Origin of the sequence: Pseudomonas sp. BRM28 (genome assembly GCF_002939405.1) — a bacterium.
GTDB classification, from domain to species: Bacteria; Pseudomonadota; Gammaproteobacteria; order Pseudomonadales; family Pseudomonadaceae; genus Aquipseudomonas; species Aquipseudomonas palmensis.
This window is the reverse complement of the sequence record NZ_PEFV01000001.1, coordinates 2,911,532-2,936,200: the sequence shown is the minus strand read 5'-3', so window position 1 is coordinate 2,936,200 and position 24,669 is coordinate 2,911,532. Positions and strand designations below refer to the sequence as shown.

22 protein-coding genes are annotated in these 24,669 nt (G+C 65.9%); 6 read left to right on the top strand and 16 right to left on the bottom strand.

Features of this window, described 5'->3' with window-relative positions; all coding sequences use genetic code 11:
- Nucleotides 1-3 precede the first annotated feature (3 nt).
- The 10 genes from CR917_RS13865 to CR917_RS13820 are packed head-to-tail and all read right to left on the bottom strand — an operon-like array spanning nucleotide 4 to nucleotide 11,037.
- On the bottom strand, nucleotides 4-1,140 hold the full coding sequence (locus CR917_RS13865) for a glycosyltransferase (RefSeq protein WP_043860601.1): 1,137 nt from the start codon (nucleotides 1,138-1,140) through the stop codon (nucleotides 4-6).
- On the bottom strand, nucleotides 1,133-2,098 hold the full coding sequence (locus CR917_RS13860; RefSeq protein WP_043860602.1) for a glycosyltransferase: 966 nt from the start codon (nucleotides 2,096-2,098) through the stop codon (nucleotides 1,133-1,135). Before CR917_RS13860 ends, CR917_RS13865 begins: the two co-directional genes overlap by 8 nt.
- Nucleotides 2,095-3,465 carry an O-antigen ligase gene (locus CR917_RS13855; RefSeq protein WP_104572484.1) on the bottom strand — a complete coding sequence of 457 codons (1,371 nt, stop codon included), beginning with the start codon at nucleotides 3,463-3,465 and terminating at the stop codon, nucleotides 2,095-2,097. The genes CR917_RS13860 and CR917_RS13855 overlap by 4 nt, the downstream gene beginning before the upstream one ends.
- Nucleotides 3,462-4,547, bottom strand: coding sequence for a glycosyltransferase family 4 protein (locus CR917_RS13850; protein WP_104572483.1), 1,086 nt, complete (start codon nucleotides 4,545-4,547; stop codon nucleotides 3,462-3,464). Before CR917_RS13850 ends, CR917_RS13855 begins: the two co-directional genes overlap by 4 nt.
- Before the next feature lie 8 nt (nucleotides 4,548-4,555).
- A complete protein-coding gene (locus tag CR917_RS13845; RefSeq protein ID WP_043860605.1) occupies nucleotides 4,556-6,148 on the bottom strand; it encodes a GNVR domain-containing protein in 1,593 nt (530 codons plus the stop codon).
- Between the two features lie 20 nt (nucleotides 6,149-6,168).
- Nucleotides 6,169-7,191, bottom strand: a complete 1,023-nt coding sequence (locus CR917_RS13840) for a polysaccharide biosynthesis/export family protein (RefSeq protein WP_043860606.1) — start codon at nucleotides 7,189-7,191, stop codon at nucleotides 6,169-6,171.
- Nucleotides 7,192-7,214: 23 nt separating this feature from the next.
- Nucleotides 7,215-7,862: a CpsD/CapB family tyrosine-protein kinase gene (locus CR917_RS13835; protein ID WP_043860607.1), complete on the bottom strand. Its 648-nt coding sequence runs from the start codon at nucleotides 7,860-7,862 to the stop codon at nucleotides 7,215-7,217.
- Complete coding sequence (locus CR917_RS13830; protein WP_043860608.1) at nucleotides 7,863-8,609, bottom strand: sugar transferase; 747 nt, start codon at nucleotides 8,607-8,609, stop codon at nucleotides 7,863-7,865.
- Entirely contained in the window at nucleotides 8,606-9,688 is a 1,083-nt protein-coding gene (locus CR917_RS13825) for an NAD-dependent epimerase (RefSeq protein ID WP_088515059.1), read from the bottom strand. Before CR917_RS13825 ends, CR917_RS13830 begins: the two co-directional genes overlap by 4 nt.
- Complete coding sequence (locus CR917_RS13820; protein WP_088515058.1) at nucleotides 9,685-11,037, bottom strand: UDP-glucose/GDP-mannose dehydrogenase family protein; 1,353 nt, start codon at nucleotides 11,035-11,037, stop codon at nucleotides 9,685-9,687. The genes CR917_RS13825 and CR917_RS13820 overlap by 4 nt, the downstream gene beginning before the upstream one ends.
- Before the next feature lie 408 nt (nucleotides 11,038-11,445).
- Here CR917_RS13820 and CR917_RS13815 point away from each other — a divergent pair, with 408 nt between their 5' ends.
- The gene (locus tag CR917_RS13815) at nucleotides 11,446-13,143 is read left to right on the top strand and encodes a sulfatase-like hydrolase/transferase (protein ID WP_104572482.1); all 1,698 of its coding nucleotides are present in this window, start codon (nucleotides 11,446-11,448) and stop codon (nucleotides 13,141-13,143) included.
- Between the two features lie 18 nt (nucleotides 13,144-13,161).
- Here CR917_RS13815 and CR917_RS13810 read toward each other — a convergent pair whose 3' ends face one another.
- From CR917_RS13810 to CR917_RS13795, 4 genes are read right to left on the bottom strand one after another with little or no spacing between them, the layout of a single operon-like run.
- Entirely contained in the window at nucleotides 13,162-13,722 is a 561-nt protein-coding gene (locus CR917_RS13810; protein ID WP_104572481.1) for a membrane integrity-associated transporter subunit PqiC, read from the bottom strand.
- A gap of 17 nt (nucleotides 13,723-13,739) precedes the next feature.
- The gene (locus tag CR917_RS13805; RefSeq protein WP_078481192.1) at nucleotides 13,740-15,395 is read right to left on the bottom strand and encodes an intermembrane transport protein PqiB; all 1,656 of its coding nucleotides are present in this window, start codon (nucleotides 15,393-15,395) and stop codon (nucleotides 13,740-13,742) included.
- Nucleotides 15,388-16,020, bottom strand: coding sequence for a paraquat-inducible protein A (locus CR917_RS13800; RefSeq protein ID WP_058540221.1), 633 nt, complete (start codon nucleotides 16,018-16,020; stop codon nucleotides 15,388-15,390). Before CR917_RS13800 ends, CR917_RS13805 begins: the two co-directional genes overlap by 8 nt.
- Nucleotides 16,017-16,616, bottom strand: coding sequence for a paraquat-inducible protein A (locus CR917_RS13795; RefSeq protein WP_104572480.1), 600 nt, complete (start codon nucleotides 16,614-16,616; stop codon nucleotides 16,017-16,019). The genes CR917_RS13800 and CR917_RS13795 overlap by 4 nt, the downstream gene beginning before the upstream one ends.
- Nucleotides 16,617-16,746: 130 nt before the next feature.
- On the opposite strand from CR917_RS13795, the gene CR917_RS13790 reads away from it, so the two are divergent.
- Together CR917_RS13790 and CR917_RS13785 are read left to right on the top strand one after the other, a co-directional pair.
- Nucleotides 16,747-17,667: an aldo/keto reductase gene (locus tag CR917_RS13790; RefSeq protein ID WP_043860616.1), complete on the top strand. Its 921-nt coding sequence runs from the start codon at nucleotides 16,747-16,749 to the stop codon at nucleotides 17,665-17,667.
- Complete coding sequence (locus CR917_RS13785; protein WP_054914466.1) at nucleotides 17,667-18,932, top strand: NTP/NDP exchange transporter; 1,266 nt, start codon at nucleotides 17,667-17,669, stop codon at nucleotides 18,930-18,932. The genes CR917_RS13790 and CR917_RS13785 overlap by 1 nt, the downstream gene beginning before the upstream one ends.
- Before the next feature lie 90 nt (nucleotides 18,933-19,022).
- On the opposite strand, the gene CR917_RS13780 is transcribed toward CR917_RS13785, so the two are convergent.
- Nucleotides 19,023-19,904: a bile acid:sodium symporter family protein gene (locus tag CR917_RS13780; RefSeq protein WP_054914467.1), complete on the bottom strand. Its 882-nt coding sequence runs from the start codon at nucleotides 19,902-19,904 to the stop codon at nucleotides 19,023-19,025.
- Between the two features lie 302 nt (nucleotides 19,905-20,206).
- On the opposite strand from CR917_RS13780, the gene CR917_RS13775 reads away from it, so the two are divergent.
- Genes CR917_RS13775 through CR917_RS13765 form a run of 3 tightly spaced genes read left to right on the top strand, consistent with a single transcriptional unit; the run spans nucleotide 20,207 to nucleotide 23,358 of the window.
- Nucleotides 20,207-21,616, top strand: coding sequence for a circularly permuted type 2 ATP-grasp protein (locus tag CR917_RS13775; RefSeq protein ID WP_104572479.1), 1,410 nt, complete (start codon nucleotides 20,207-20,209; stop codon nucleotides 21,614-21,616).
- Between the two features lie 3 nt (nucleotides 21,617-21,619).
- Complete coding sequence (locus CR917_RS13770; protein ID WP_043861214.1) at nucleotides 21,620-22,570, top strand: alpha-E domain-containing protein; 951 nt, start codon at nucleotides 21,620-21,622, stop codon at nucleotides 22,568-22,570.
- Nucleotides 22,567-23,358 (top strand): transglutaminase family protein, encoded by a 792-nt coding sequence (locus CR917_RS13765; protein WP_104572478.1) that lies wholly within the window; start codon nucleotides 22,567-22,569, stop codon nucleotides 23,356-23,358. Before CR917_RS13770 ends, CR917_RS13765 begins: the two co-directional genes overlap by 4 nt.
- A 111-nt stretch (nucleotides 23,359-23,469) precedes the next feature.
- On the opposite strand, the gene CR917_RS13760 is transcribed toward CR917_RS13765, so the two are convergent.
- Nucleotides 23,470-24,651, bottom strand: coding sequence for an acetyl-CoA C-acetyltransferase (locus tag CR917_RS13760; RefSeq protein ID WP_043861216.1), 1,182 nt, complete (start codon nucleotides 24,649-24,651; stop codon nucleotides 23,470-23,472).
- Between the last annotated feature and the right edge of the window lie 18 nt (nucleotides 24,652-24,669).

Genomic DNA, 24,669 nt, shown 5'->3' with positions numbered 1-24,669 from the left:
CACTCATCGGGTCTGGTCGGGGTTCCATTGGTTGTAGCTGTGCCCGCGCAGGAACTGCCACAGGCCCACGCTCATGCCGGCCAGGGTCACCAGCACGAAGGCGGCCAGGCGAAACGGCTTGGGCAGGCGGTGGCCCTTGTCCAGCAGGCCGACCACGGCGATGGCATAACCCAGCAGCTGGGCGGCCAGGGTCAGGCGATAGAAACCGTGGCCGTCGAGCAGCCACAGGTTGGCCAGCAGCAGGGGCACCAGCAGCACGGGGGCCAGGCGGCGTACCAGCTTGTGGCTGATCAGGGCGATGGCGTAGAGCCCGTGGCGCAGCGGGTTGAGCAGTTCGCGCCGGGCCGCCAGGCTGATCAGCCCGCCGACGGTGACGCGCTGGCGGCGACTGAACTGGCGCTCGGCCTCGTCCACGCCGTAGTCCAGCACCCTGGCCTGGTCGACGTAGACCACGCGCTTGTGTGCCACCGGGGCGCAGGTATTGATGAAGAAGTCGTCGTTGACCCGGTCCGGGATCGGCTGGTACAGCTCGCGGCGCAGGGCCTGCAACGCACCGTCGGCCGACACCGTGCAGCCGGTGCGGCTTTCTACCCGGCGCAGCCAGGCTTCGTAGTGGCGGTACAGGCTCTCGCCCAGGCTCAGACCCTTGCCCGCCACCGGGATGGTCATGTTGCCCACGGTGCCGCCCACCTCGGGGTCGGCAAAGGGCGCGAGCAGTGCGGCAAAGGTGCCCTCCACCCAGTGCACGTCGGCATCGGTGAACACCAGAATGTCGCCGCTGCAGTGCTCGACGGCGGCATTGAGCACGCGGTTCTTGCCCATCCGTGGCAGGTCCAGCACCAGGATGCGCGGGTCGTCGAAGGTGCGCGCCAGGGCCACGGTCTGGTCACTGGAGCCGTCGCTGGCCACCACGATCTGCAGGCTGGCGAGCGGACAGTCCTGCTCCAGCAGGTTGCGCAGCTTGTTCTCGATGTTGCGCGCCTCGTTGTGCGCCGCAACCACCACGCTGACCCGTTGCGGCGGCAGCGGCGGCGGGGTGTGCCGCGGGAACAACGGCCCCACCAGTGTGAGCAGCAGCGGGTAGCCCAGCCAGGCATAGAAAGGCAACAGCAGGCAAAGCCAGAAAATGAACTCAGCCACGTGCGGGCCTCCTTGCGTTCCAGTTGAACAGGCTGAGCACGAAGGCCGCTCCAGCCAGGTGCAGGCGAACCCAGTGCAGGCCCCACAGTTGCAGGGTGAACACCGGGTCGCGGTGTTTGAGACTCTGGCGCAGGCTCAGCGCCAGCGCCGGCAGGCTGGTGAAGAACAGCAGCAGCATTGCCAGATGCGGAAAGCCGTCGAGCAGCGCGGACAATGCCAGCGCATCGAGCACCCAGGCCCCGAGGGACAGCAACGGGAAGCGCAGCAGGCGCAGGCTCGCGCCATTGCTGCGCAGCAGTTGCAGGTTGCTGCCCTGGCGCCACAGCTCCTTGCCCAGCCATTCGCTCCAGCTGCCCTCGTAGCCCCAGTGCAGCACCACCGGTGCGCGCAGGGCCAGCAGGCGGGCACCGGCCTGGCCCAGGCGCCAGGTGAAGTCCTTGTCTTCGCCGGTGCGCAGGGTTTCGTTGAAACCGCCCACCCGGTCGAACCAGTCGCGGCGCATCAGCAGGTTGGGAGTGGGCAGCCATTGCATGCTGTGCAGCGCCGGCCGGCCGGCGCGCAGTGTGCGTCGCTGCCAGGCGCGGGCGAACCAGGGCGCCTGGCGCGGGGTGTCGCAGTCCAGCGCGAATACATCGCCACGGCCCTGGGCGTGCAGGTCCAGCAGCAGGCTCAGCCACTGCTCCGGCACCTCGATATCGGCATCCAGAAACGCCACCCATTCCCCGGAGCTGGCCTGCACGCCCCGGTTGCGCAAGGCGCCGATGGTCAGCCCCGGCAGGTCGAGCACCTTGGCGCTGAGGTTACGGGCAATCTGCGGGCCATCGTCGCTGGAGCCGTTGTCCACCACGATCAGCTCGCAGTCCAGGCCGGCAAGGTCGGCGGCCCGACGCGCCGAGTGGAGGGTGCGGGCAATATGGCGTGCCTCGTTGAACATCGGCATCACGATACTGATCTTCATCCGGCCACCTGCACGGGGCGCGCCTGTTCGGCCTTGAGGCGCAGCACGCTGGAAAGCGCCAGCAGAATCCACAGGTACTTGTGGTTCGGCGCACTGAGGAACATCAGGAACAGGCCGATGGCAAGCATGCTGGTGGACAGGTGCGTGAGCATGTCGGCCTGCCCCTGATCACCCTTTTGCAGCCACAGGCGCCGTGCATGCCAGAGGTTGTACAGGGCCAGCATGACCATGCCGACGAATGCCAGGCCCGCCAGTACGCCGACTTCGCTGAAGATTTCCAGGTAGGTGTTGTGGGCACGGCGGTACAGGTCGCCGACCTTGCGGTTGGCCGAGAACGCCTTGGCGTAGCCGGTGGTGGCGTATTCCAGCGGGAAGGTGCCGGGGCCGGTGCCCAGCAGCGGATGTTCGCGGATCATCTTGCTGCCCACCACGATGTAGGACGAACGCCGGCCCAGGGAGTCGTCCTTGTAGGCATTGACCCCGGACTTGAGCAAGGCCAGCGACTGGATACGCTCGATGTAGCTGGCCGGCATCACCGCGACCGCCACAGGCAGCACGATGGCCAGGCCGAGCATGGCGAAGCCCAGGTGGCGCGGGCGCAGGTGCGTGAGTTTTTCGCGGTAGTGCACCAGGCCGATCACCAGGCTAATGGCCAGCACCACCAGCCCGGAACGTGAGTTGGTCTTGGTCATGCCGGCCAGCAACAGCACCACGCACGCCAGCCAGAACAGCCGCTGCAGGCGGTTGGGGCTGCTGAACACCAGCCACAGGGCCATGGGCACAGCGATGGCGATGAGCATGGCGAACACGTTGGGGTCTTCGAGCAGGCCCGAGGCGCGGCCTTCGTCCTGGTACTTGGCCGAGAACATCGCCATGGCACAGGTGACGCCCACGCTCAGGGTCACCAGGCGGTACATCATCGGCAAGTTGAGTTCGCGCCCGATCAGCAGGGTGAGCACGAACAGCACCAGGCCCACCGCCAGTTCGCGAAAGTGCCCCATGGACATCTCGCTGCTTTCACTGGCCAGAAAGCTCAGCAGGTACAGCGCCATAAAGGCCAGCAGCAGGCGCCACATGGAGCTGCGCAGGCGTTCGCCCGGCAGCTGCCCCACGGCCAGTTGCAGCAGCAGCACCATGGCCAGCGCGGCGCCGATGAATTTCGAGGCGGTCAGCTCGCTGTCCTTGAACAGGCCCTCCAGCGGCACCAGGGTGATGATGGCCAGCAGGCCCCACGCCGGGCGGCGGTACAGCACCAGCACGCCGGCCAGGCCGATCACCGCGCCGGGGGCCAGGAACGGGTAGGGGCTGGCCAGCAGTACCACGCTGACGATCGCCAGCAGGCCGATCAGGGACAGGGGAATGATCATGCGCAGGTCTCCTTGGCCGCACCTGCCGTGCCGCGATAGACCTGGGCCCAGCGTTGCGCCAGCGTCGGCAGGTGATAACGTTCACGTTGGGTGCGTCGTGCCTGGGCGATCAGCTCGCCGGCCTGGGCCGGGTCGAGCATCAGCGCTTCGAGCTGGGCGGCCAGTTCGTCCACCGCCAGGGGCGGTGCCAGCAGCCCGCTGCGCCCGTGCTCGATCACGTCGGGGATGCCGCCGACACCAAAGGCCACCACCGGCACGCCATCCTGCATGGCTTCGAGCAGGATCATCGGGGTGCCTTCGGTGCGCGAGCTGATCACCAGCGCATCCAGGCGCGCCATCCATTGGCGCATGTCTTCCTGAAAGCCTGGCAGGCGGATGCGCTCGTGCAGCCCGGCGGCATCGACGCGGGCCTGCAGAACTTCGCGTTCCGGGCCGTCGCCGAGCATCACCGCGTCCAGGTGCGGGTGGCGCTGGCACAGCGGGATCAGCGTATCGAGGAACAGGTCAGGGCCCTTTTCGCTGCTCAGGCGCCCCACGTAGCCGGCCAGCCAGCGTTCGTGGCCGTGGGCATGGGCGGGCAGGGCGCCAGCATCCGGCAGGCCGTTGGGGATGACATCGAGCTTGCGCTGCGCCACGCCGGCACGCAGGTGGATCCGGCGGATGCTCTCGGCCACGCACACCACCTTGCCGATGGTGGCGGTGCGGCACAGTTGCAGGCTCAGCCAGGTGTACAGCCGCTGCTTGCGGCTGCTGGGGGTGAAGCCGTGCTGGGTGGCGACCATCGGCAGGCGCCACAGGGTGGCGCCCACCCAGCCGAACAGCAGGCCCTTGAAGTTGTGGCTGTTGATCAGCGGCTGCTGGCTGCGGTACTGGTCCAGCGCCCGCAGCACCTCGCTCAGCCCGTTGCAGGTGCGACAGTCCACGCCGGCGGCGGCAAAGCGCGCCACCAGCGTCTGCGGCGCGCCCAGAAACAGCACCACGTGCTGTCCCGGGGTGGCCTGGCAGTGGTCCAGCAACATCCGTTCGGCGCCATAGAAGCCGCCACTGCCCAGCAGGTGGATGATCGGCCGCTGCGGGCTCATGGCTGCGTTCAATTGCGCACCCAGTGCACCAGCCGTGGCAGCGACCAGCCCTTGTGCGGGTTGTGCGTTTCCGGGGTCTGGTCGTTGATCACCAGCAGTACCGGCAAGCCCAGCTGCTGGGTGATCTGCGCGGGGTGCTTGAAGCGATGGTCGAAGAACTCGCGCACGTACACCAGGGCGATGCCCAGCAGCAGGCCGGTGAGCATGCCGAACGGAATGATCAGCATCGGCTTGGGAAAGGCCGGCTCGGCGGGCTCATAGGGCGCACTGAGAATCCGTGCGTTGGACACGTCACCCGACAGCAGGCGCTCGCCACGGGCTTCCTCGTAGCGCTGGGTGTAGGTGAAGAACGCCTTGTGCAGGGCATCGATCTCGGTATCCAGCTGACGCGCCTTGCTCTGGGTTTCCTGCAACTGGTGCACGCGGCTCTTGTAGTCGGCGATGCGCTGGGTTTTCTGCGCGATCACGTTCTGCACCACGGCCAGGTCCTTCTCGCGCTCCTGGATACGGTTGGCGACGATCTTGAGAAACTGCTGGCGGGTCTTGGCGATCTGCTCGCGCTGCAGCAGCATCTGCTCGCTGCCGGGCTGGAACACTGCCAGGTCGCTGACGTAGGTCAGTACCTGGGTGGTCAGCTGCTCGCCCAGTTGCTTGATCTCGCGGTCCTCGAAGGCCACGTTGTCGACGGTCTGGGTGAAGGTGAAGGGGAAGGCGAAGTCGCGCATGTTGGCGTTGCTGGCCGCAGCCAGGCTGGTCTTGAGGTATTCCAGCCACTGCTGGCTCTGCAGCAGGCGATCGCGGTACTGGTTGAGTGCCTGTTCCTCGGTGTTGATGGCATTGAGGCGGAAGGTGATCTCTTCCTTGGGGTCGGACGAGCCGATGCCTTCGAGCATGCCCAGGCGCTTGCTTTCCAGGTCATCCATGCGCACCTGGTACTGCATCTTCTTCTGCTCGTAGAACTCCTGCGGCAGTTCGTTGGACTGCAGGTTCTGGCGGTTGCGCAGGTAGTTGTCGAGCAGACGGCTGACGAACAGCGTACCGACCTTGGGGTCGGGGAAGCTGTAGGTGATCGATACCACGTTGGAGCCGGGAAGGGTCTCGATCTTCAGGTCCTTGATCGCGTCGTCGGTCAGGGTGTCGAGCTGGGTATCGCGTACCGGGTCGACCTCCAGCCCGAACAGGCTGCGCACCGGGTTGACCACATACTCGCGCAGCGGGTTGACGATCAGGCTGCGGATCGGCCCGAACACCAGGCGCTGCAGCAGGCCGGGGGGCACGTCATACAGGCCCTCGTCGCGCAGCTGGGTGATGGTCTGGCGGATCAGCGTGGGTGAACGCAGGATGTTGCTCTCGGTCTCCATGTCGGCCAGCGAAGGCGGAATGAACTTGTCGGTCTCCTGGGCCAGGGCGGTGTTGGTATCGCTCTGGGAGAGCTTTTTCGACTGCACGATCACTTCGGCCGTGATGTCGAAGCTCTGCTTGAGCACCAGCGGCAGCAACAGGGCAATCACTGCGAACACCAGGAATACCCGCTTCACCAACTGACGGTTGGCGAAGAGGATCCTGAAGAATTCATGCAGGTAGTTTTCTTTGGTAGTCATGCGCGTGCACCTGCCTGGGTTTAGTTATCGCTGTCTTTGTTGTCGACGCGGTAGGAGAAGCTGAAGCCCACCCCCTGGAACAGCACCACGTCGGCCAGTTGCCGGGCCAGTTCGCCGGCGCTGGCCAGCTTGGTCTTGGGCACGTAGAGCATGTCGTCGGGCTGCAGGTAGGCCACCTGCGCGGCGCTGGCGTCCAGGGCCTTGTCGACGTTGTAGGGCACGGCCTGCACCTGGTTGCCGTTGCGCCGCATGATCACCACCGAGTCGAGCCGGGCCTTGAGGCTGGGCCCCCGGGCCAGGGTCAGGGCTTCGAGCACCGATACCGGGCGCCGGATCGGATAGGCGCCGGGCTGGGCCACCTCACCGAGCACATAGATCTCGTTGACCGCAGTGGACTTGAGCATCACGTCCACCGTCATGCGCCCGGGCAGGTCGGCGTAGCGCTTGTTGAGGAAGGTTTGCAGCTGGGTGACTGTCATGCCCTGCAGCGGCACCGCGCCCACCTCCGGAAAGCTGGCCTGGCCGTCGGTGCCCACGGTGATCTCGCGGCTCATGCCGGTGGCGGGGTGGTTGAGTGCGCTCTTGAGGTTCTGTTCGTTGGTCAGCGGGCTGATCACCTGCACGGTCATCTGGTCGCGGTTGGGCTGGAACAGGCGCTTGTTGCGGTAGGCCTGCTGGATGGCCTGGCGCGCTTCGTCCGGGGTCATCCCGGCGACGTTCACCGAGGTGTTGGCCCGTGGCAGTTCGATGGTGCCATCGGGCAGCACCAGCTGGTTGCCGTTGAGCGAGCTGGCCGCAAGGAAGCCCAGGCCGACGGTGTCACCGGGCTGGATGCGATAGGCCTGCGAGCCGCTGGTGCTGATATGGAAGATCACATCGAGCACGTCCCCCGGGCGCAGCGCCTGCTCGCCGCGTGGCAGCTCGGTGTCCTGGGCGTTGGCCGCGTTGGCAGTCATGATCTGCACCGGCATCTGGCGTGGCTCCTGGCTGGTGCAGGCTGCCAGAGGCAGCAGCGCCAGCAGGGCGAACAGTTTCACATTCATAGCGTCATCCTTAGCCTGGCTGCTCAGAGATTGTTGTAAAGCCATTTGGGCATGTAGTAGCGGCGTCGGTTGAACACGCTGCCGATCAGCTTGGCGCCGGCCTGGGTCAGGCGCTGGGCGGCGGCCTGGGCGACCTCCCAGCGGGTGTCCTCGGCGGTGACCACCAGGATCACGCCATCGACCAGGGTGCCGATCACCAGGCTGTCGACGCTGGAGTACACCGCCTCGCCGTCGATGACCACGAAGCGGTAGTGCGCGCTGAGCTGGCTCAGCAGGGCACGCAGGCGGTCCGGGTTGAGGCGTTCGTTGCCACGCCGGTACTGGCCGCACGGCAGCATGTCGAAAGGCTGGTCGGACACCCGCACCAGGCAGTCCTGCAGCACGGGCGGGGTGTCCTGCTCGAACAGCAGGTCGCGAAAGCCGGGCAGCTTCTGCAGGCCCATCTGCTGGGTCAGGCTGTTGCTGGTAGGGCTGCTGTCCACCAGCAGTACCGGTCCGCCGCTCATCAGCGTCAGCTGCTTGGCGAAGGCCAGCGCACTGGTGCTGGTACCGCTGCCGGTATTGGCCGCAGTCAGCAGCAGCACGCGCTGCTCCTGGTCCAGCACGGTGGACGTCAGGTTGGTTTCGCTGGGGGTGGCGATGGTCAGACTTCTCGAAGTAGAACCGTCCATTCAACTTGCTCCGTGGCCGCTGAAGACTTTGAAGGGGGTCTTGAGCAGGATCTTCAGGTCCAGGCTCAAGCTCTGTTCGGCGATGTAACTCAGGTCAAGCTCGACCCGCTGGTCGAAGTCGATGTTGCTGCGCCCCGAGATCTGCCACAGGCCGGTCATGCCGGGGTAGATGCTCAGGCGCGCCAGGTGGCTGTCCTTGTAGCGATAGGCGTTGAAGGAGGTCGGGCGAGGGCCCACCAGGCGCATTTCGCCGCGGATCACGTTGAACAGGTTGGGCAGCTCGTCCAGGCTGCTGCGCCGCAGGAAGCTGCCGATGCGGGTTACGCGCGGGTCCTTGTCGATCTTGAAGTCGATGGCGTCGGCACCGTGCTTGTTCAGGTGGCGCACCGACTCCTTGAGGTCCTCGGCGTTGGCGACCATGGTGCGGAACTTGTACATGCCGAAGCTGCGCCCGCGGTAGCCGGTGCGCTGCTGCACGAAGAACACCGGGCCGGGGCTGCTCAGCTTGACCAGCACGGCCAGCACCAGCAGCAGCGGTGAAATCAACAGCACGATCATCAGCGCGCCGATGAACGACAGCACGCGGTTGGTGCGCGACAGCGTCCACGGCCGCCCGCCGGCGCGCCCGGTCATCCAGCCACGGCCCTGCATGTGAATCGCCGCATCGATGCGCATGCGGTGATTGGGGTCCATGCGTTTGTCCTGGCGCAGGGCCTGGGTTTCAGCACTTTTCTGTTGGCCTGTCATACCACCCTCCGTTGATGCTCGGGCGCGGCAACCGGCGTTTGCCCGATGGACCGCACAGCGTCGTCGGGCGTGTGCGCGTAATAATCGACGAACCAGGCGACGAAGCGGCGCAGCCCTTCGTCCAGCGAGATGCACGGGGTGAAGCCGGTGGCCTGAGCCAGGGCACTGGCATCGGCGCAGGTGTCCAGCACGTCACCTGGCTGCAGGGGCAGCAACTCGACCTGGGCGGTGCGCTGCAGGTGTTTTTCCAGCAGCGCCACGTAGTCGGTCAGGGCCACCGGCCGTTGCCCACCGATGTTGTAGATGCGCCAGGGCGCGTGGCTGCTGGCCGGGTCGCTGGCCAGGCGGTCCCAGGCCGGGTCGCTGACCGGGGCCAGCGGGACCAGGCGCACCAGGCTTTCGACGATGTCGTCGATGTAGGTGAAGTCGCGCTGGTGCTGGCCGTAGTTGAACAGCTTGAGCGGGTGGCCCTGGCTGATGGCCTGGGCGAACTGGATGGGCGACATGTCCGGGCGCCCCCACGGGCCGTACACCGTGAAAAAGCGCAGCCCGGTGGTGGGGATGGCGAACAGGTGGCTGTAGCTGTGGGCCATCAGTTCGTTGGCCTTCTTGCTCGCGGCGTACAGCGACAGCGGATGGTCCACTGCGTCCTGCACGGCATAGGGTGTGCGCTGGTTGCTGCCGTACACCGAGCTTGAGGAGGCATACAGCAGGTGCTGCACCGGATGGCGGCGGCAGGCCTCGAGCATGTTGAGGAAACCCACCAGGTTGCTGTCCACGTAGGCACGCGGGTTGTCCAGCGAATAGCGCACCCCGGCCTGGGCGGCCAGGTGGATCACCACCTCGGGGGCGAACTCGGCGAACAGCGCCTCGATGCCTGGGCCGTCGGCCAGGTCCAGGCGGCGCAGGTCGAAATCGCCGGCCTGGGCCTGGACCCAGCGCACGCGGTCTTGCTTGAGCGCGGGGTCGTAGTAGTCGTTGAAATTGTCCAGGCCCACGACCTGATGGCCGTCGCGCAACAGGCGCAGTGTGCAGTGTGCGCCGACGAAGCCGGCCGCACCGGTGACCAGTATTCTCATGGCGCCGATACCTGCGGTTGTACCTGGCGCAGGCCGATGCCGCTGTAGGTCAGGCCGAAGGTTGCCACCTGTTCGGGGCTGTAGAGGTTGCGTCCGTCGATGATCAGGCGTTGGCGCAGCTTTTGCGCCAGCAGGTTGAAATCCACCACGCGGAAGGTCTTCCACTCGGTGCAGATCACCAGCGCATCGGCATCCTCCAGGGTGTCGTCACGGGTGGCGCACAGTTGCAGGTCGTCGCGGTAGCCATACAGGCGCCGGCATTCGGCCATGGCTTCGGGGTCGAAGGCGCGCACCGTGGCGCCCTCGGCCCACAGCGCCTCCATCAGGTAGCGGCTGGGGGCTTCGCGCATGTCGTCGGTATTGGGTTTGAAGGCCAGGCCCCACAGGGCGATGGATTTGCCCTTCAGGCTGCCGGGGAAGCTGCGCTTGAGCTTGCTGAACAGGATCTGGCGCTGGCTGTCGTTGATTTCGCTCACGCTCTGCAGCAGGCGCAGCGGCATGCCGCTGTGTTCGGCAGTATGCAGCAGCGCACGCAGGTCCTTGGGGAAGCACGACCCGCCAAAGCCACAGCCCGGGTAGATGAAGTGATAGCCGATGCGTGGGTCCGAGCCGATGCCCTTGCGCACCGATTCGATGTCGGCACCGAGGAACTCGCTGAGGTTGGCCAGTTCGTTCATGAAGCTGATGCGCGTGGCGAGCATGGCGTTGGCTGCGTACTTGGTCAGCTCGGCGCTGCGGTTGTCCATGAACATGAGCTTTTCATGATTGCGGCAGAACGGCGCGTACAGCTCGGACAACTGCTGCTGGGCCTGGTCATCGGCGGTACCGACGATGATCCGATCCGGGCGCATGCAGTCGGCCAGGGCGCTGCCTTCCTTGAGAAACTCGGGGTTGGAGACCACCCGCACCTGCAGTTGATGCTTGCCCAGCCGGTCGAGCTCCTCGCGGGCGAGCGCGGCCACCTTGTCGGCGGTGCCCACCGGCACGGTGGACTTGATGATCAGGGTGCGGTGCGCCGCCATCAGGCCGGCGATCTGCCGGGTGACGCCCAGCACGTGGGAAAGGTCGGCCGAGCCGTCTTCGTCCGGTGGGGTGCCGACTGCAATGAAGATCAGCTCGGCGTGGGCGACGGCATCGCTGGCCTGGGTACTGAACGACAGCCGACCTTCCTTGATGTTTTCCTCGAGCATGCTCGACAGGCCAGGCTCATGTATAGGTGGAACACCTTGTCGCAACTGACTGATTTTATGGGCGTCTACATCGACACAGAGTACCCGGTGACCTACGTCAGCCAAGGCGGCAGCTTGCACAAGTCCGACATAACCGGTGCCAAATACGCTCACATCCATGCTGGCGTGCCTCGTATGGAGTAATGAAAGTGAAACAGCGGGTGTGAATTCGGTATAGACCAGCTGAGCCGGTTTGTGTCAAACCTATGGCATGTATCTGTAGAGTTACAGGTGGTAGGAGTTCCACTGTTTTGCCATCAACCCTTTTCCAATCCGTACCTTAGCGTCGAAATGGGCTGGCACTTGGCCGGTTGTCAATGCGATGAACGGTCGTAGCCCGCGTAAAACGTGGCTCGTGGAATGTGGGTTGTTTCGCGAATGCATCAGATTCCCGCTTGAAAAACGTCATAATCGGCGCCCTGCATTTCGTCATTTTTTTGACAAACTGTGGTTTGCGCTTTGTCGGCATCCTGCTACCGTGTGGGAAACCTCAGTGGGCTGGGGGGAAACATTTCTGGCGGGGAAGTCATGCGCGTTTACATCAAGGGACTGTTGCTGCTGGTCTACCTTCTGAGTTTCCATGCGTACTACCTCGAGCGTCTCGAGGCGATCGGGCTGGGGGTGGCACTGGTGTTGTATGCCGGTGTGTTCGTGCTGCTGGTGGCTGCCCTGTGGCTGTGCGCGAACATACGCCAGGGCCTGGTGCGCTGGCTGTTTGCAGTGGGGTTCTGTGCCAGCGCGGTGTTTTTCGACGCCTATACGCGCATAACCGCCGAATACCTCACCTACAGCGCCTTCGTTTCGATGGTGTATTCGGGTGGGTTCATCGGCGAGGCGCTTGAGCAGTACCACAGCGTGATCCTGGGGGTCGCGGCCAAGGGGCTGCTGTTGCTGCTGGGGCTGGGCCTGCGCCCGGACCCGGTGCAGCGGCTGCCCGGCACCCTGGCGTGGGCCGCACCGCTGCTGGGCCTGGCGCTGTTGACCGGCATCCTGTTCGTGCGTGCCGGCGAGGGCGCACGCGGCCTGCCGGTGATGTACACGCCGCTGGCCTACCTGAACCTGTTCCTCTACGAATCGCTGCACGACAGCGTGGGCCCGCGCCAGCCAGTGACGCTGGCGCGCAGCGGCCCGCCATTGGCGCGCGATATCGTGCTGATCATCGACGAGAGCGTTTCGGGCAACTACCTGGACCTCAATACCCCCAACGGGGTCACCAGCAACCTCACCCACCCCCAGCCGGGGGCTAGCATCTTCAACTACGGCTATGCCGCCTCCATCGCCAATTGCAGCGCCGACACCAACGTCACGCTGCGCTACGGCGGCACCCGCAGCGATTACCTGCGCATCAACTCGACCCTGCCGTCGATCTGGCAGTACGCCAAACAGGCCGGGCTTGGCACCGTCTACATCGACAGCCAGCGCACCGGCGGCAACCTGCAGAACCTGATGGATGCCACCGAAAAGCGCGACATCGACCAGTTCATCCAGTTCGATACCACCCCGGTGCGTGACCGCGACATGGCCGCACTGCAAAAGCTCGTGGAGCTGCTGGGCGACGGCAAGCCGCAACTGATCGTGATCAACAAGGTGGGGGTGCATTTTCCGGTGCACGACAAGTACCCGGATGCGTTCATGACCTACACGCCGGCGTTGCCGCGGGGCCACTATGCCGACATCGCCGATACCGGTCAGCGCGACGGGTTCAGTGGTACCCCGCAGGACTGGGTGCTGTACCGCAACTCGTACAAGAACAGCGTGCTGTGGAGCGTGGGCGAATTCTTCAAGCGCCTGTTTGCCCAGGCCGACCTGAGCCAGGCGGTGATCATCTACACCTCCGACCATGGCCAGGACCTGCATGAACGCGGCAACCCGGGGCTCAACACCCACTGTGGCGAGAACCCGGTTGAGGAAGAGGGCCTGGTGCCGCTGGTGGTGATCCAGGGCCAGGGCCTGAAGACCCTGGACTGGCAGGCGCAACTGGCGACCAACAAGGACCGCTCCAGCCACTACAACATCTTCCCCACGCTGCTGCAGTTGCTGGGGTATGACGCCGCGGCGGTCGAGCCGATCTACGGACACGCGCTCAACGTGCCGACCAACGATCCGTTCAGTTTCAACTACCGCTTCAATGCACGCCTTGGTGCCAAGCCCGAGTTCAAGCATATCGACCTGGACGTGGTGGTCACACCGGGGCCGCAGGGCATGCCGGTGGGCTCGGCCCAGTGAGCTGACCGGCCCGATGCCTCAGGAACCGGAGGCCGGGCACCCGGCCCGGGTGTCATCGGCCGCCTGGGCTATGAGCCCTGCAAGGCGCGCCACGTTGCGTTGCTGGGCTGCTACCAGCTCGGCAATCCCGGTGCCCGCCGCACTGCGTACCAGGCTGTGGCAGCGCAGGGCGGGGCGGTTGGCATCGCCGCCCAGCGTACGCAGGCGCCAGCGCGCCTCCAGCAGGGCGTATTGCCCGGGTACCGAGTCGAAGCGCTGCACCTCCAGGCGCAGGCCCAGGGTGCGCGGTGCATTGCTGTTGAGCTGGCCGCTCAAGGCGCTGCGCAGTTCATCCACCAGGCTGGCGCCCCACCATTCACTGTCGAGCACCGCCAGGCCGCTGTCGCCCTGACGCACGACGATCTGCTCGCGGTCGACCTGGGGCGGCACGCTGATGGACTCTATGCGTACGTCTACCGCACGGGTCGCCCCGGCCTGCAGCTGCGCAGGCACCAGGGTGTGGTAGTGCACCGGCTCGCTGCGACAGGCCACCAGCAACAGCGCGATGCCAAGCAGCGAAGGTTTGAGCAGATAGGTCATGGGGCGGGCTCCAGTGCTCATTGGCGCGAGGAAGGTTGCAAGGCATCGGCAGGGGCATTGTCGGGCCGCCCGCGCAGCAGCGACTCGGGGTTGCGCTTGAGGTAGTCGGCCAGCTCGCGCATCGAGCGGGTCATGCGGCCCAGGTCGTCCAGGGTCTGCGACAGCTGCTCGCGCTGTGGCGAGTCGTCGGCCAGGGTCGCATTGGCACTCTTGAGCGTGGTGCTCATGTCCTGCAGCGTGCCCTCGATGCCGGGCAAGGTCTTGCCGTTGAACTGCTTGAGCGCCTTGCGCAGCTCCACCAGGTTGGCGTCCAGGTTGCCGGCGATGCGTTCGATGGGCAGCTTGTTGATCTTCTCGACCATGGCCTGGAACTGCTCCTGCAGTTGCTCCAGGCTGCTGGGGATGGTCGGGATGGTGATGGGGCGCGCGGTCGGGTCGAAGGTCACCTTGGGCGCCTTGGGGTAGAAATCCAGGGCGATGTACAACTGCCCGGTCAACAGGTTGCCGCTGCGGGCCTGGGCGCGCAGGCCGTTGTCGATGAAGGTGCCCATCAGGCGGACGCCGGCCTGTTCATCGTCAGGGTTGTGATTGAGCACCTTGAGCATCTTGGTATGCGCCTGGCCCAGGCGTTGCGGGTAGATCACGATGCCCACATTCACCGGAAAAGTGCGGGTCTTGGCGTCGAAGTCGAGGTTGATGGCGACTACCCGGCCGAATTCCATGCCCAGGAACTCCACCGGTGCGCCCACCTTGAGCCCGCGCAGCGACTGGTCGAAGCGCAGCGCCAGGTACTGCGCCTTGCCCGCCGGCGGGGCGAGGGCGGCGGGGCGGTCGTCGAACAGCTCGAAGGTCTTGTCCTCGGCTGCCGGCTGGTCGTCGGGGCTGTAGTCCGGGGCCCTGAAGGCCACGCCGCCGACCATCAGCGACGACAGCGACTCGGTGCGCAGGGCAAAGCCGTTGGCACCCACCTCGACATCCACGCCGCTGGCGTTCCAGAACCGCGTGTTGTCGGTGACGAAGGCATCGTTGGGGGCGTGCACGAACACTTCGACATTGACCCCTTTGCCGTTGGCGTCCAGCGCGTACGACACCACCTGGCCGACCTGGATCTTGCGGTAGTACACCGGCGAGCCGACGCCCAGCGAGCCGAGGTCGGAGGCATGCAGGTTGAAGCGCTTGCCGGGTTCGCCGTAGGTGATTGGCGGTGGTGTCTCCAGGCCGGTGAAGGTCTTGGCGCGGGTGTCCGACTGCCCGGCATCGGCGCCGATGAAGTCACCGGAGAACAGCGTGTCGATACCCGTTACGCCGCCCGCACCGATGCGCGGGCGCACCACCCAGAACAGCGAGTCCTGGCGGGTGAAGTTCTCGGCCTGCTTGACCAGCTTGATGGTGGCGGTGACGCTCTTCTGGTCCTGGCTGAGCTCCACTTCGCTGACCTGGCCGATCACCACGTTGCGGTACTTCACTGCTGTCTTGTTGGCCTCCAGCCCCTGGCCGGTCTTGAAGGTGACCTGGATACTGGGGCCTTCCTGCAGCCAGTTGTGCACCACCAGCGAGATGCCCACCAGCACTGCCACGATCGGCACGATCCACACCAGCGACACGCTGAAGCGCCGGGTCTGCACCGCCGGGCGAGCCGGTTGTGCCGCGCTGTGGTTGCTGTCTTCACTCATGCGCGGGTTCCTTGCCGTTGGGCGGTTGCCAGATCAGGCGGGGGTCGAAGCTCATGGCCGCGAGCATGGTGAACACCACCACCATGCCGAAAAACAGAATGCCCAGGCGCGGCTCGATGTCGCCCAGGGCCTGGAACTTGACCAGCGCGGCAACCAGCGCCACCACGATCACATCGAGCATCGACCAGTAGCCGATCAGCTCGACGAAGCGGAACAGCTTCGAACGCTGGCGCTGGGCCCAGGTACTGCCGCGCTGCACCGTCACCAGCAGCAGGCCCAGGGCCACGAACTTGGTGGCCGGCACCGCGATGCTGGCGATGAAGATGATCAGTGCGATGTCCCATGAGCCATGGGACCAGAACTCGAGCACGCCACTCATGATGGTGCTGTCGTCGCCGGCACCGAACAGCTTGGTGTTCATCACCGGCAGCAGGTTGGCCGGGATGTAGAACACCAGGGCGGCGATCAGGTACGCCCAGGTTCGGGTCAGCGACTCGGGCTTGCGTTCATGCAGCGGCGCTGCGCAGCGAGGGCACTGGGTGGGGTGGTCGCGGTTGTCGCAGGCCAGCCCGCAGGCATGGCACAGCACCAGGCCCAGCTCGCTGGCCAGCGGCGGCGCGTTCAAGACAGGTACACCCACAGGTCGCGGATATCGCGCCCGGCCAGGCGGATCATCAGCAGGCTCAGGGCGGCCAGGGCGATCAACCCCAGGCCTGGCAGCACATCGAGCAGCCCGGCCAGCTTGAACACCGCCACCATCGACCCCAGCAGGCACACCTCCAGCATGCTCCACGGGCGCAGGGTTTCCAGCCAGCGCATGCACAGGCTGAAGGCCGGTGAGCGGCGTCGGCCCAGGGCATGCACCAGCACCCACAGCAGCAGCAACAGCAGGAACATCGGCGCGATGATGATCGCGATGGCGGCCACCAGGGCGATGAAGGTGATCGGCCCGGTGGCCAGGGCGCGCACCGAGTCCCATAACGTGGCGCTGTTGTGCAGGCCTTGCAGGCTGATGCTCATCACCGGGTAGAAGTTGGCGAACATCCACAGGATCGCTGCAGTGAGGCTCAGCGCCAGGCGCTGCTGTACATCCAGGCCGTTATGGCGCTGCAGCACGGCGCCGCAACGCAGGCATAGCGCTTTCTGGTGTTTGGCGAGCTCGACCCGTTCATACACGCAGTCGCAGTGTTCGCAGATGATCAACCGATCGGTGCTGGCCACGCTTGGCACTCGCAACAGGGACTAGCTCAATATAGAAGCGCATGGCAATTGAGCAAATCGGCGCCGTTGGGCCATGGTCTATGCTTGACCCTTTGACCCCTTCCAACGCCGCTTTGCAGGAGGCCTGCGCATGCCTACGCGTCGTCGTTTTCTCGCCACCAGTGCTGCCCTGGCCGCTGGCCTGGGGCTGCTGCTGAGCCGCCCGCACGCCCTGGCGCAGCCCCACACGGCGCTGCTCGAGCGCAAGGTGCCGTCCACCGGCGAGGCCTTGCCGGTGATCGGCGCCGGCACCTCGGGCAGTTTCGAGGTGACGGCGGGTTCCCCCGAGTACCAGCAGCTCAAAGCGGTGCTGCAGGTGTTCTTCGACGGTGGCGGCCGGGTCATCGATACCTCGCCCAACTATGGCGGCGCCGACGCGATACTCGGCCAGTTGCTGGAGGAGGGCGGCTGGCGCGAGCGCACCTTCCTGGCCACCAAGATCGCCGCCGACAGCCAGGCTGCGGCGCAGGCGCAATGGGCCCAGACGCTGCGCAGCCTGCGCACCGACAAGGTCGATCTGCTGCAGGTGCACAACCTGCGCGACTGGCAGCGCCAACTGCCCTACGCCCGTGAACTCAAGGCTCAGGGCAAGACCCGTTACGTGGGCGTTACCCATTACACCGATGGCGGGCTGGACGAACTGGAGCGCATCCTGCGCCGCGAGCCGCTGGACTTCATCCAGATCCACTATTCGGTGAATGCGCCTGGCGCCGCGCGCACGGTGCTGCCGCTGGCGCAGGACAAGGGCGTGGCGGTACTGATCAACCGCGCCTTCGACGATGGCAGGCTGTTTGCCAGGGTCAAGGGCCAGCCGTTGCCGGGCTGGGCCAGCGAAGCCGGCATCGGCAGCTGGGCGCAGCTGTTTCTCAAATTTGCCCTCAGTCACCCGGCAGTGACGACCGTGATCCCGGCCACCAGCCGCCCGGACCGTCAACGCGACCAGCTCAAGGCCGGCAGTGGCGCGTTGCTCGACACGGCCCGGCAGCAGGCGCTGATCAAGATGTTCGGCTGATGCGCCTGCTGGGCCGGCTGTTCACCTTTCACGACGACGAAACCCCGGCGGTGGTGGGCGGCCTTGCGCTGTTCTTCCTGCTGTTCGCCGGCTATTTCATGCTGCGACCGGTACGCGAGACCATGGGGGTGGCCGGCGGCGTCGACAACCTGCAATGGCTGTTCACCGGCACCTTCATCGTCACCTTGCTGGCATTGCCGCTGTTCGGCTGGGTGGTGGCGCGGGCCCGGCGGCGCAGAATCCTGCCCTGGACCTACGGCTTTCTGGCAAGCAACCTGCTGGCCTTCGCCCTGGTGTTCGCGGTGCAGCCCGACAACCTGTGGGTGGCCCGGGCGTTCTACATCTGGCTGTCGGTGTTCAACCTGCTGAGCATCTCGCTGGCCTGGAGCGTACTGGCCGACCTGTTCAGCAACGAGCAGGCCAAGCGCCTGTTCGGGTTGCTGGCAGCCGGTGCGAGCCTGGGCGGGCTGGTGGGGCCGATACTGGGTACCCTGCTGGTGGGCGTGGTCGGGCATGCCGGGCTGGTGCTGCTGGCCACGCTGTTTCTGCTGGGCAGTATCGGCGCGGCAACCTACCTGCAGCGTTGGCGCGACCGTGCGCCCTTGCCGGCGGAGGCCGAACACCCGCGCTCCCGGCCGCTGGGCGGCAACCCGTTCGCCGGGGCCGGCGAGGTGCTGCGTTCGCCCTACCTCTTGATGCTGGCGCTGTTCGTGGTGCTGCTGGCCAGCATCAGCACCTTCTTGTACTTCGAGCAGGCGCGGTTGGTGGCACAGACCTTTACCGACCGCACCCGCCAGACCCAGGTGTTCGGCCTGATCGACACCGTGGTGCAGGCGCTGGCGATCCTCACCCAGTTGTTTTTCACAGGGCGCATCGCGCGGCGCATGGGGGTGGGCGTGTTGCTGGTGGCGGTGCCGCTGGTGATGGTGGCCGGCTTCCTGTGGCTGGCCCTGGCCCCGGTGTTTGCGGTGTTCGTGGTAGTGATGGTGGTGCGCCGTGCGGGGGAGTATGCGCTGGTACGGCCGGGGCGCGAGATGCTGTACACCGTGCTGCCGGCCGAGCAGAAGTACCGCGCCAAGAACTTCATCGACACGGTGGTCTATCGCGGTGGCGATGCGCTAAGTGGCTGGGTCAAGCGCGGGCTGGATGTGCTGGGTGAGCACCCGCAACTGGCGATGCTGATCGGGGCGGGGATTGCGCTGGGGTGGGCGGCTACCGGGGGCTGGCTGGGTAGACGGCAGCGGCGATTGGAGCAACGCAATTGAACGGTGTTGGCTTGCTTCGCCGGCAAGGCCGGCTCCTACAGGGGGTTGCGCCGTTCACAGAACCCCGTAGCAGCCGGCCTTGCCGTGCAGTCAGTCGAGCACTGCCACCGGTTCCGGGTTGCGGCTCACCCACCATCCAAACCCGGCGGCGGTAAAGAACATGATCAGGCTGTACAGCGCCGCTGGAATGGCCATGGTCGAGTTGTTGAGCAGGGTCGGGCTCAGCGCCAGTGCAATCGCCAGCGTACCGTTGTGGATGCCGATCTCCATGCCGATGGCGATGGCCTGGCGCTTCGGAATCTTCAGTATCCGCGGCACATAGTAGCCCAGCCCCAGACTCACCAGGTTGAACAACAGCGCGGCTGCGCCTACCAGGGGCGCGTACTCGACCACGGTGGCCCAGTCTTTCATCAGCGCCAGCATCACCGTGCCGGCCAGGAACAGCGCCGCCACCAGCTTCATCGGTTTCTCCATGCGCGCCGCGAAGGCCGGGGTCAGGCGCCGCACCAGCATGCCCAGTGCCACCGGCACCAGCACGATGGCAAACACCTGCAGCACCTTGGCGAACTGCAGCGGGATGGCCTGGTCGGCGCTCATGAAGTAGCTCAGCGACAGGTTGACCAGCAGCGGCATGGTCAGGATCGCGATCAGCGAGTTCACCGCCGTCAGCGTGATGTTGAGCGCCACGTCACCGTGCGCCAGGTGGCTGAACAGGTTGGCGGTGGTGCCACCGGGCGAGGCCGCCAGCAACATCAGGCCGACCGCCAGGGCCGGTGCCAGGCCAAAACCGTTGGCAATCAGAAAGCAGATGAAGGGCAGCAGCAGGATCTGGCACACCAGGCCGATGACCACCGGCTTGGGGTATTTCACCACCCGGGCGAAGTCGGCCAGGGTCAGCGAAAGCCCCAGGCCGAACATGATGATGCCCAGCGCAACGGGCAGGAAGGCGGTCAGCAATGGCGAAGCGGTCATGGCAGCAACTCGCAGAAAAGAGGTGTCGGCATTCTAGGCCACCAGATCGCCATGTGCTGCTGGGGAGGCCCCGTAGATACAAGTCTTTACGAAAAGGTGCGCAGCGTGCACCGGGCAGGTTGCGCGCACCGTTATGGGGCGAATGCATGCACCGCTCGGGTCGCCCGTCGCGCTCGAGGGGCGTGGCAGAGCGATTCCCGGGCGTTGGGCACAGCCCTTGCTAAAGTCTGTTGAAAGGCCCGGGTACTGGAAGACAGCAGCCAATTAGAAGAAGCCGTTACGAACACGGCGAGGAGTGGGGTATGTCCGGAGCTTTTTTTGACGAAATGTATGCCGGAGGGGGCCAGTGTCGCCCGCATTACCGCGAGTTTGCCCGCTGGCTGGCGGACACGCCGCTGGAACTGCTGGCGCAACGCCGCCGCGAAGCCGACCTGCTGTTCCACCGCGCAGGCATCACCTTCACGCTCTACGGTGACGAGCAGGGCACCGAACGCCTGATCCCGTTCGACATCATTCCGCGCAGCATCAAGGCCAGCGAATGGCAGGTCATCGAGCGTGGCTGCATCCAGCGGGTGCAGGCACTGAACATGTTCCTGGCCGATATCTACCATGAGCAGCGCATCCTCAAGGCCGGCATCATCCCGGCCGAGCAGGTGCTGGCCAACGAGGGCTACCAGGTGGCCATGCGTGGCCTGGGGCTGCACCGGGGCCTCTATGCGCATATCGCGGGGGTGGATCTGGTGCGCGATGGCGACGGCAGCTACTACGTGCTCGAGGACAACCTGCGCACCCCCAGCGGCGTGAGCTACATGCTCGAAGACCGCAAGATGATGATGCGCCTGTTCCCCGAGCTGTTCGCCGCCCAGCGCATCGCGCCCATCGACCATTACCCCAACCTGCTGCTCGACACGCTCAGGAGCGCCAGCCCGCTGGACAACCCCACGGTGGTGGTGCTGACCCCGGGGCGCTTCAACAGCGCGTACTTCGAGCATGCGTTCCTGGCCCGCGAAATGGGGGTGGAACTGGTGGAAGGCGCCGACCTGTTCGTGCGTGACGACCGCGTGTTCATGCGCACCACCTGCGGCCCCCAGCCGGTGGACGTGATCTACCGCCGGCTGGATGACGCCTTCCTCGACCCGTTGACCTTCAACCCTGAGTCGATGCTCGGGGTGCCCGGCCTGATTGCCGCCTACCGCCTGGGCAACGTGGTGCTGGCCAATGCGGTCGGCACCGGGGTGGCGGACGACAAGTCGATCTACCCCTACGTGGGCGAGATGATCCGCTTCTACCTGGACGAAGCGCCGATCCTGAAGAACGTGCCCACCTGGCAGTGCCGCAAGCCGGCCGAGCTGTCCCATGTGCTGGCCAACCTGGAGCACCTGGTGGTCAAGGAAACCCAGGGTTCGGGCGGCTACGGCATGCTGGTGGGGCCGGCGTCGACGGCAGCGCAGATCGAAGCGTTCCGCCTGCGCCTCAAGGCTCGCCCGCAGGACTACATCGCCCAGCCCACCTTGTGCCTGTCCACCTGCCCGACCTTTGTCGAAAGCGGCATCGCCCCGCGCCATATCGACCTGCGCCCGTTCGTGCTGTCGGGCAGCCAGACCCGCCTGGTGCCCGGCGGCCTCACGCGGGTGGCGCTGCGCGAAGGCTCGCTGGTGGTCAACTCGTCGCAGGGCGGCGGTACCAAGGACACCTGGGTGGTGGAGGACTGAACCATGCTTTCAAGAACCGCTGCAGACCTCTACTGGATGTCGCGTTACCTGGAGCGCGCGGAAAACCTCGCGCGCATGCTCGAAGTGAGCTATTCGCTGTCGCTGATGCCCCAGGCCGGGCGCAGCGACGGCCACGCGGAGCTGGCCATGTCGCTGCTGGCGGCCGGCACGCTGGAAGACTACAAGGCCCGCCACGGCGCGCTCGACACCGAGCACATGCTGCACTTCTTTGCCCTGGACGAGGCCAACCCCGGCAGCATCTACTGCTGCCTGCGTGCGGCGCGCAGCAATGCCCACGCCGTGCGCGGGCGCATCACCGCCGACATGTGGGAGAACATCAATGCCACCTGGCTGGAGATGCGCGCCATTGCCGGCAACGGCCTGGGCCGCTACGGCATCAGCCAGTTCTGCGAATGGGTGCGGGAGCGTTCGCACCTGTTTCGCGGGGCCACCTCGGGCACCATCATGCGCAACGAGGCCTATGGCTTCATTCGCCTGGGCACCTTCATAGAGCGTGCCGACAACACCTTGCGCCTGCTGGATGCGCGCTACGAGATGTTTGGCGAGGAGTCGGAGGAGGTCAGCGACAAGTCGGCCCGTGGCTACTACCAGTGGAGCGCCTTGCTGCGCGCCCTGTCGTCGTTCGAGGCGTTCAACGAGATCTACCGCAACGCACCGAACGCCGAGCAGGTTTCGGAAATGCTGCTGTTGCGCGCCGAGGTGCCGCGCTCGCTGCATGCCTGCATCCAGGAGCTGGACCTTGAACTGTCCAACCTGCCCGGCATCAATGGTCGCCCTGCGCAGCGCCTGGCCGCCGGCCTCAACGCTCGCCTGCGCTACACCGGCATCGACGAGATCCTCGATGCAGGCCTGCACGCCTGGCTGATCGAGTTCATCGATCAGGTACGCGACCTGGGCCAGGCCATTCACGACGCCTACCTGGAGGTGGTATGAAACTGTCCATTCGCCACGACACCACCTACAGCTATGCCAACGAGGTGTGCACCAGCATCCAGTTCCTGCGCCTCACGCCCCAGGACAGCGAGCGCCAGCGGGTCATCGACTGGCAGGTGGACATGCCGCGCAAGGTGCGCAGCCAGCTCGACCCCTATGGCAACGTGCTGCATGTACTGACCCTGGACGAGCCCCACGGCGAGATCGTGCTGTGCGCCCACGGCCAGGTGGAGATCGACCCCACCCGCGAGGTGGAGCCGGACCTGCAGTCGCCGCTGCCGTTTCTGCGCAGCAGCCCGCTGACCGCCGCCGACGAGGCGCTGCTGACGTTTGCCGCGCAGCATTGCGGCGAGCGGCGCGACAGGGCGGCGCTGATCGAGCTGATGAATGCGCTGGCCGAGCACATGCCCTACAGCCCCGGCGCGACCGAGGTGGGCACTACCGCGGCCGAGTCGTTCGCCAGGCAGGCGGGGGTTTGCCAGGACCATACCCATGCGTTTCTGGCCTGTGTGCGCAGCCTGGGTATCCCGGCGCGCTATGTGTCGGGCTACCTGTGCACCGAGGACGCCACGCACCTGGCCAGCCATGCCTGGGCCGAAGCCTGGCTGGGGGAGGGCTGGTACAGTTTCGATATCACCAATCGGCTGGCCAGGCCCGAGCGCCACCTGAAGCTGGCGGTGGGGCTGGATTACCTGGATGCGTGCCCGGTGCGCGGAATACGCCGGGGCGGGGGGATGGAGCACATGCTGGCCAAGGTGCAGGTGGAACTGATGGTGCAGGTGCAGTAGCCAGGCGATGCAAGGTGTCGACGCCATCGCGGGTCAAGCCCGCTCCCACAGGTGCCACGGCAATCCTGTGGGAGCGGGCTTGACCCGCGACGAGGCGCTGCAGATCGAGGGTCAGGCGCGCTCGATGGCCAACGCCACACCCTGCCCACCACCGATGCACAGGGTTGCCAGGCCCTTCTTCGCATCACGCTTGATCATCTCGTGCAGCAACGACACCAGCACACGGCAACCCGAGGCACCGATCGGGTGGCCCAGGGCAATCGCGCCGCCGTTGACGTTGACCTTGCTCGCGTCCCAGCCCAGCTCCTGGCCCACCGACAACGCCTGGGCCGCGAAGGCTTCGTTGGCTTCGATCAGGTCCAGCTGATCCAGCGACCAGTCGGCCTTCTGCAGGCAGCGACGGGTCGCGCTGACCGGGCCGATACCCATGATCGCCGGGTCCACGCCCGCATTGGCATAGGCCGCAATGCGCGCCAGTACCGGCAGGCCCAGGGCCTTGGCCTTGGCCGCGCTCATCAGCAGCACCGCCGCTGCGCCGTCGTTGAGGCTCGAGGCGTTGCCCGCCGTCACGCTGCCGTCCTTCTTGAACGCCGGCTTGAGCTTGGCCAGCGACTCGGCGGTGGTGCCGGCGCGGGGCTGTTCGTCGGTGGCGAACACCAGCGGCTCACCCTTGCGCTGCGGGATCTGGATCGGGGTGATCTCGTCGGCAAAGCGGCCGGCCTCGATGGCCGCGCAGGCCTTTTGCTGCGAGGCGGCGGCAAAGGCGTCCTGGGCCTCACGGGTGATGGCGTACTTGTCCACCAGGTTCTCGGCGGTGATGCCCATGTGGTAGTCGTTGAAGGCATCCCACAGGCCGTCGCTGATCATGCTGTCGATCATGCTGGCATGGCCCATGCGCAGGCCTGTACGCGCGGCAGGCAGCACGTAGGGGGCCAGGCTCATGTTCTCCATGCCGCCGGCGATGATCACCTCGGCGTCGCCACAGCGGATCGCCTGGGCGCCCAGGTGCAGGGCCTTGAGGCCCGAGCCGCAGACCTTGTTCAGGGTCAGGGCCGGTACCGCATGGGGCAGGCCGGCCTTGATCGCGGCCTGGCGCGCCGGGTTCTGGCCGCTGCCGGCGGTGAGCACCTGGCCCAGAATCACCTCATCCACTTCGCTGCCGGCCAGCCCGGTCTGCTCCAGCAGGCGGCGGATCACCGCTGCGCCCAGCTCCGGGGCCGGGATGGCGGCCAGCGAACCCTGGAAACTGCCGATGGCGGTACGAGTGGCCGCGACAATGACGACGTCTTGCATGGAATATTCTCCTTGTTA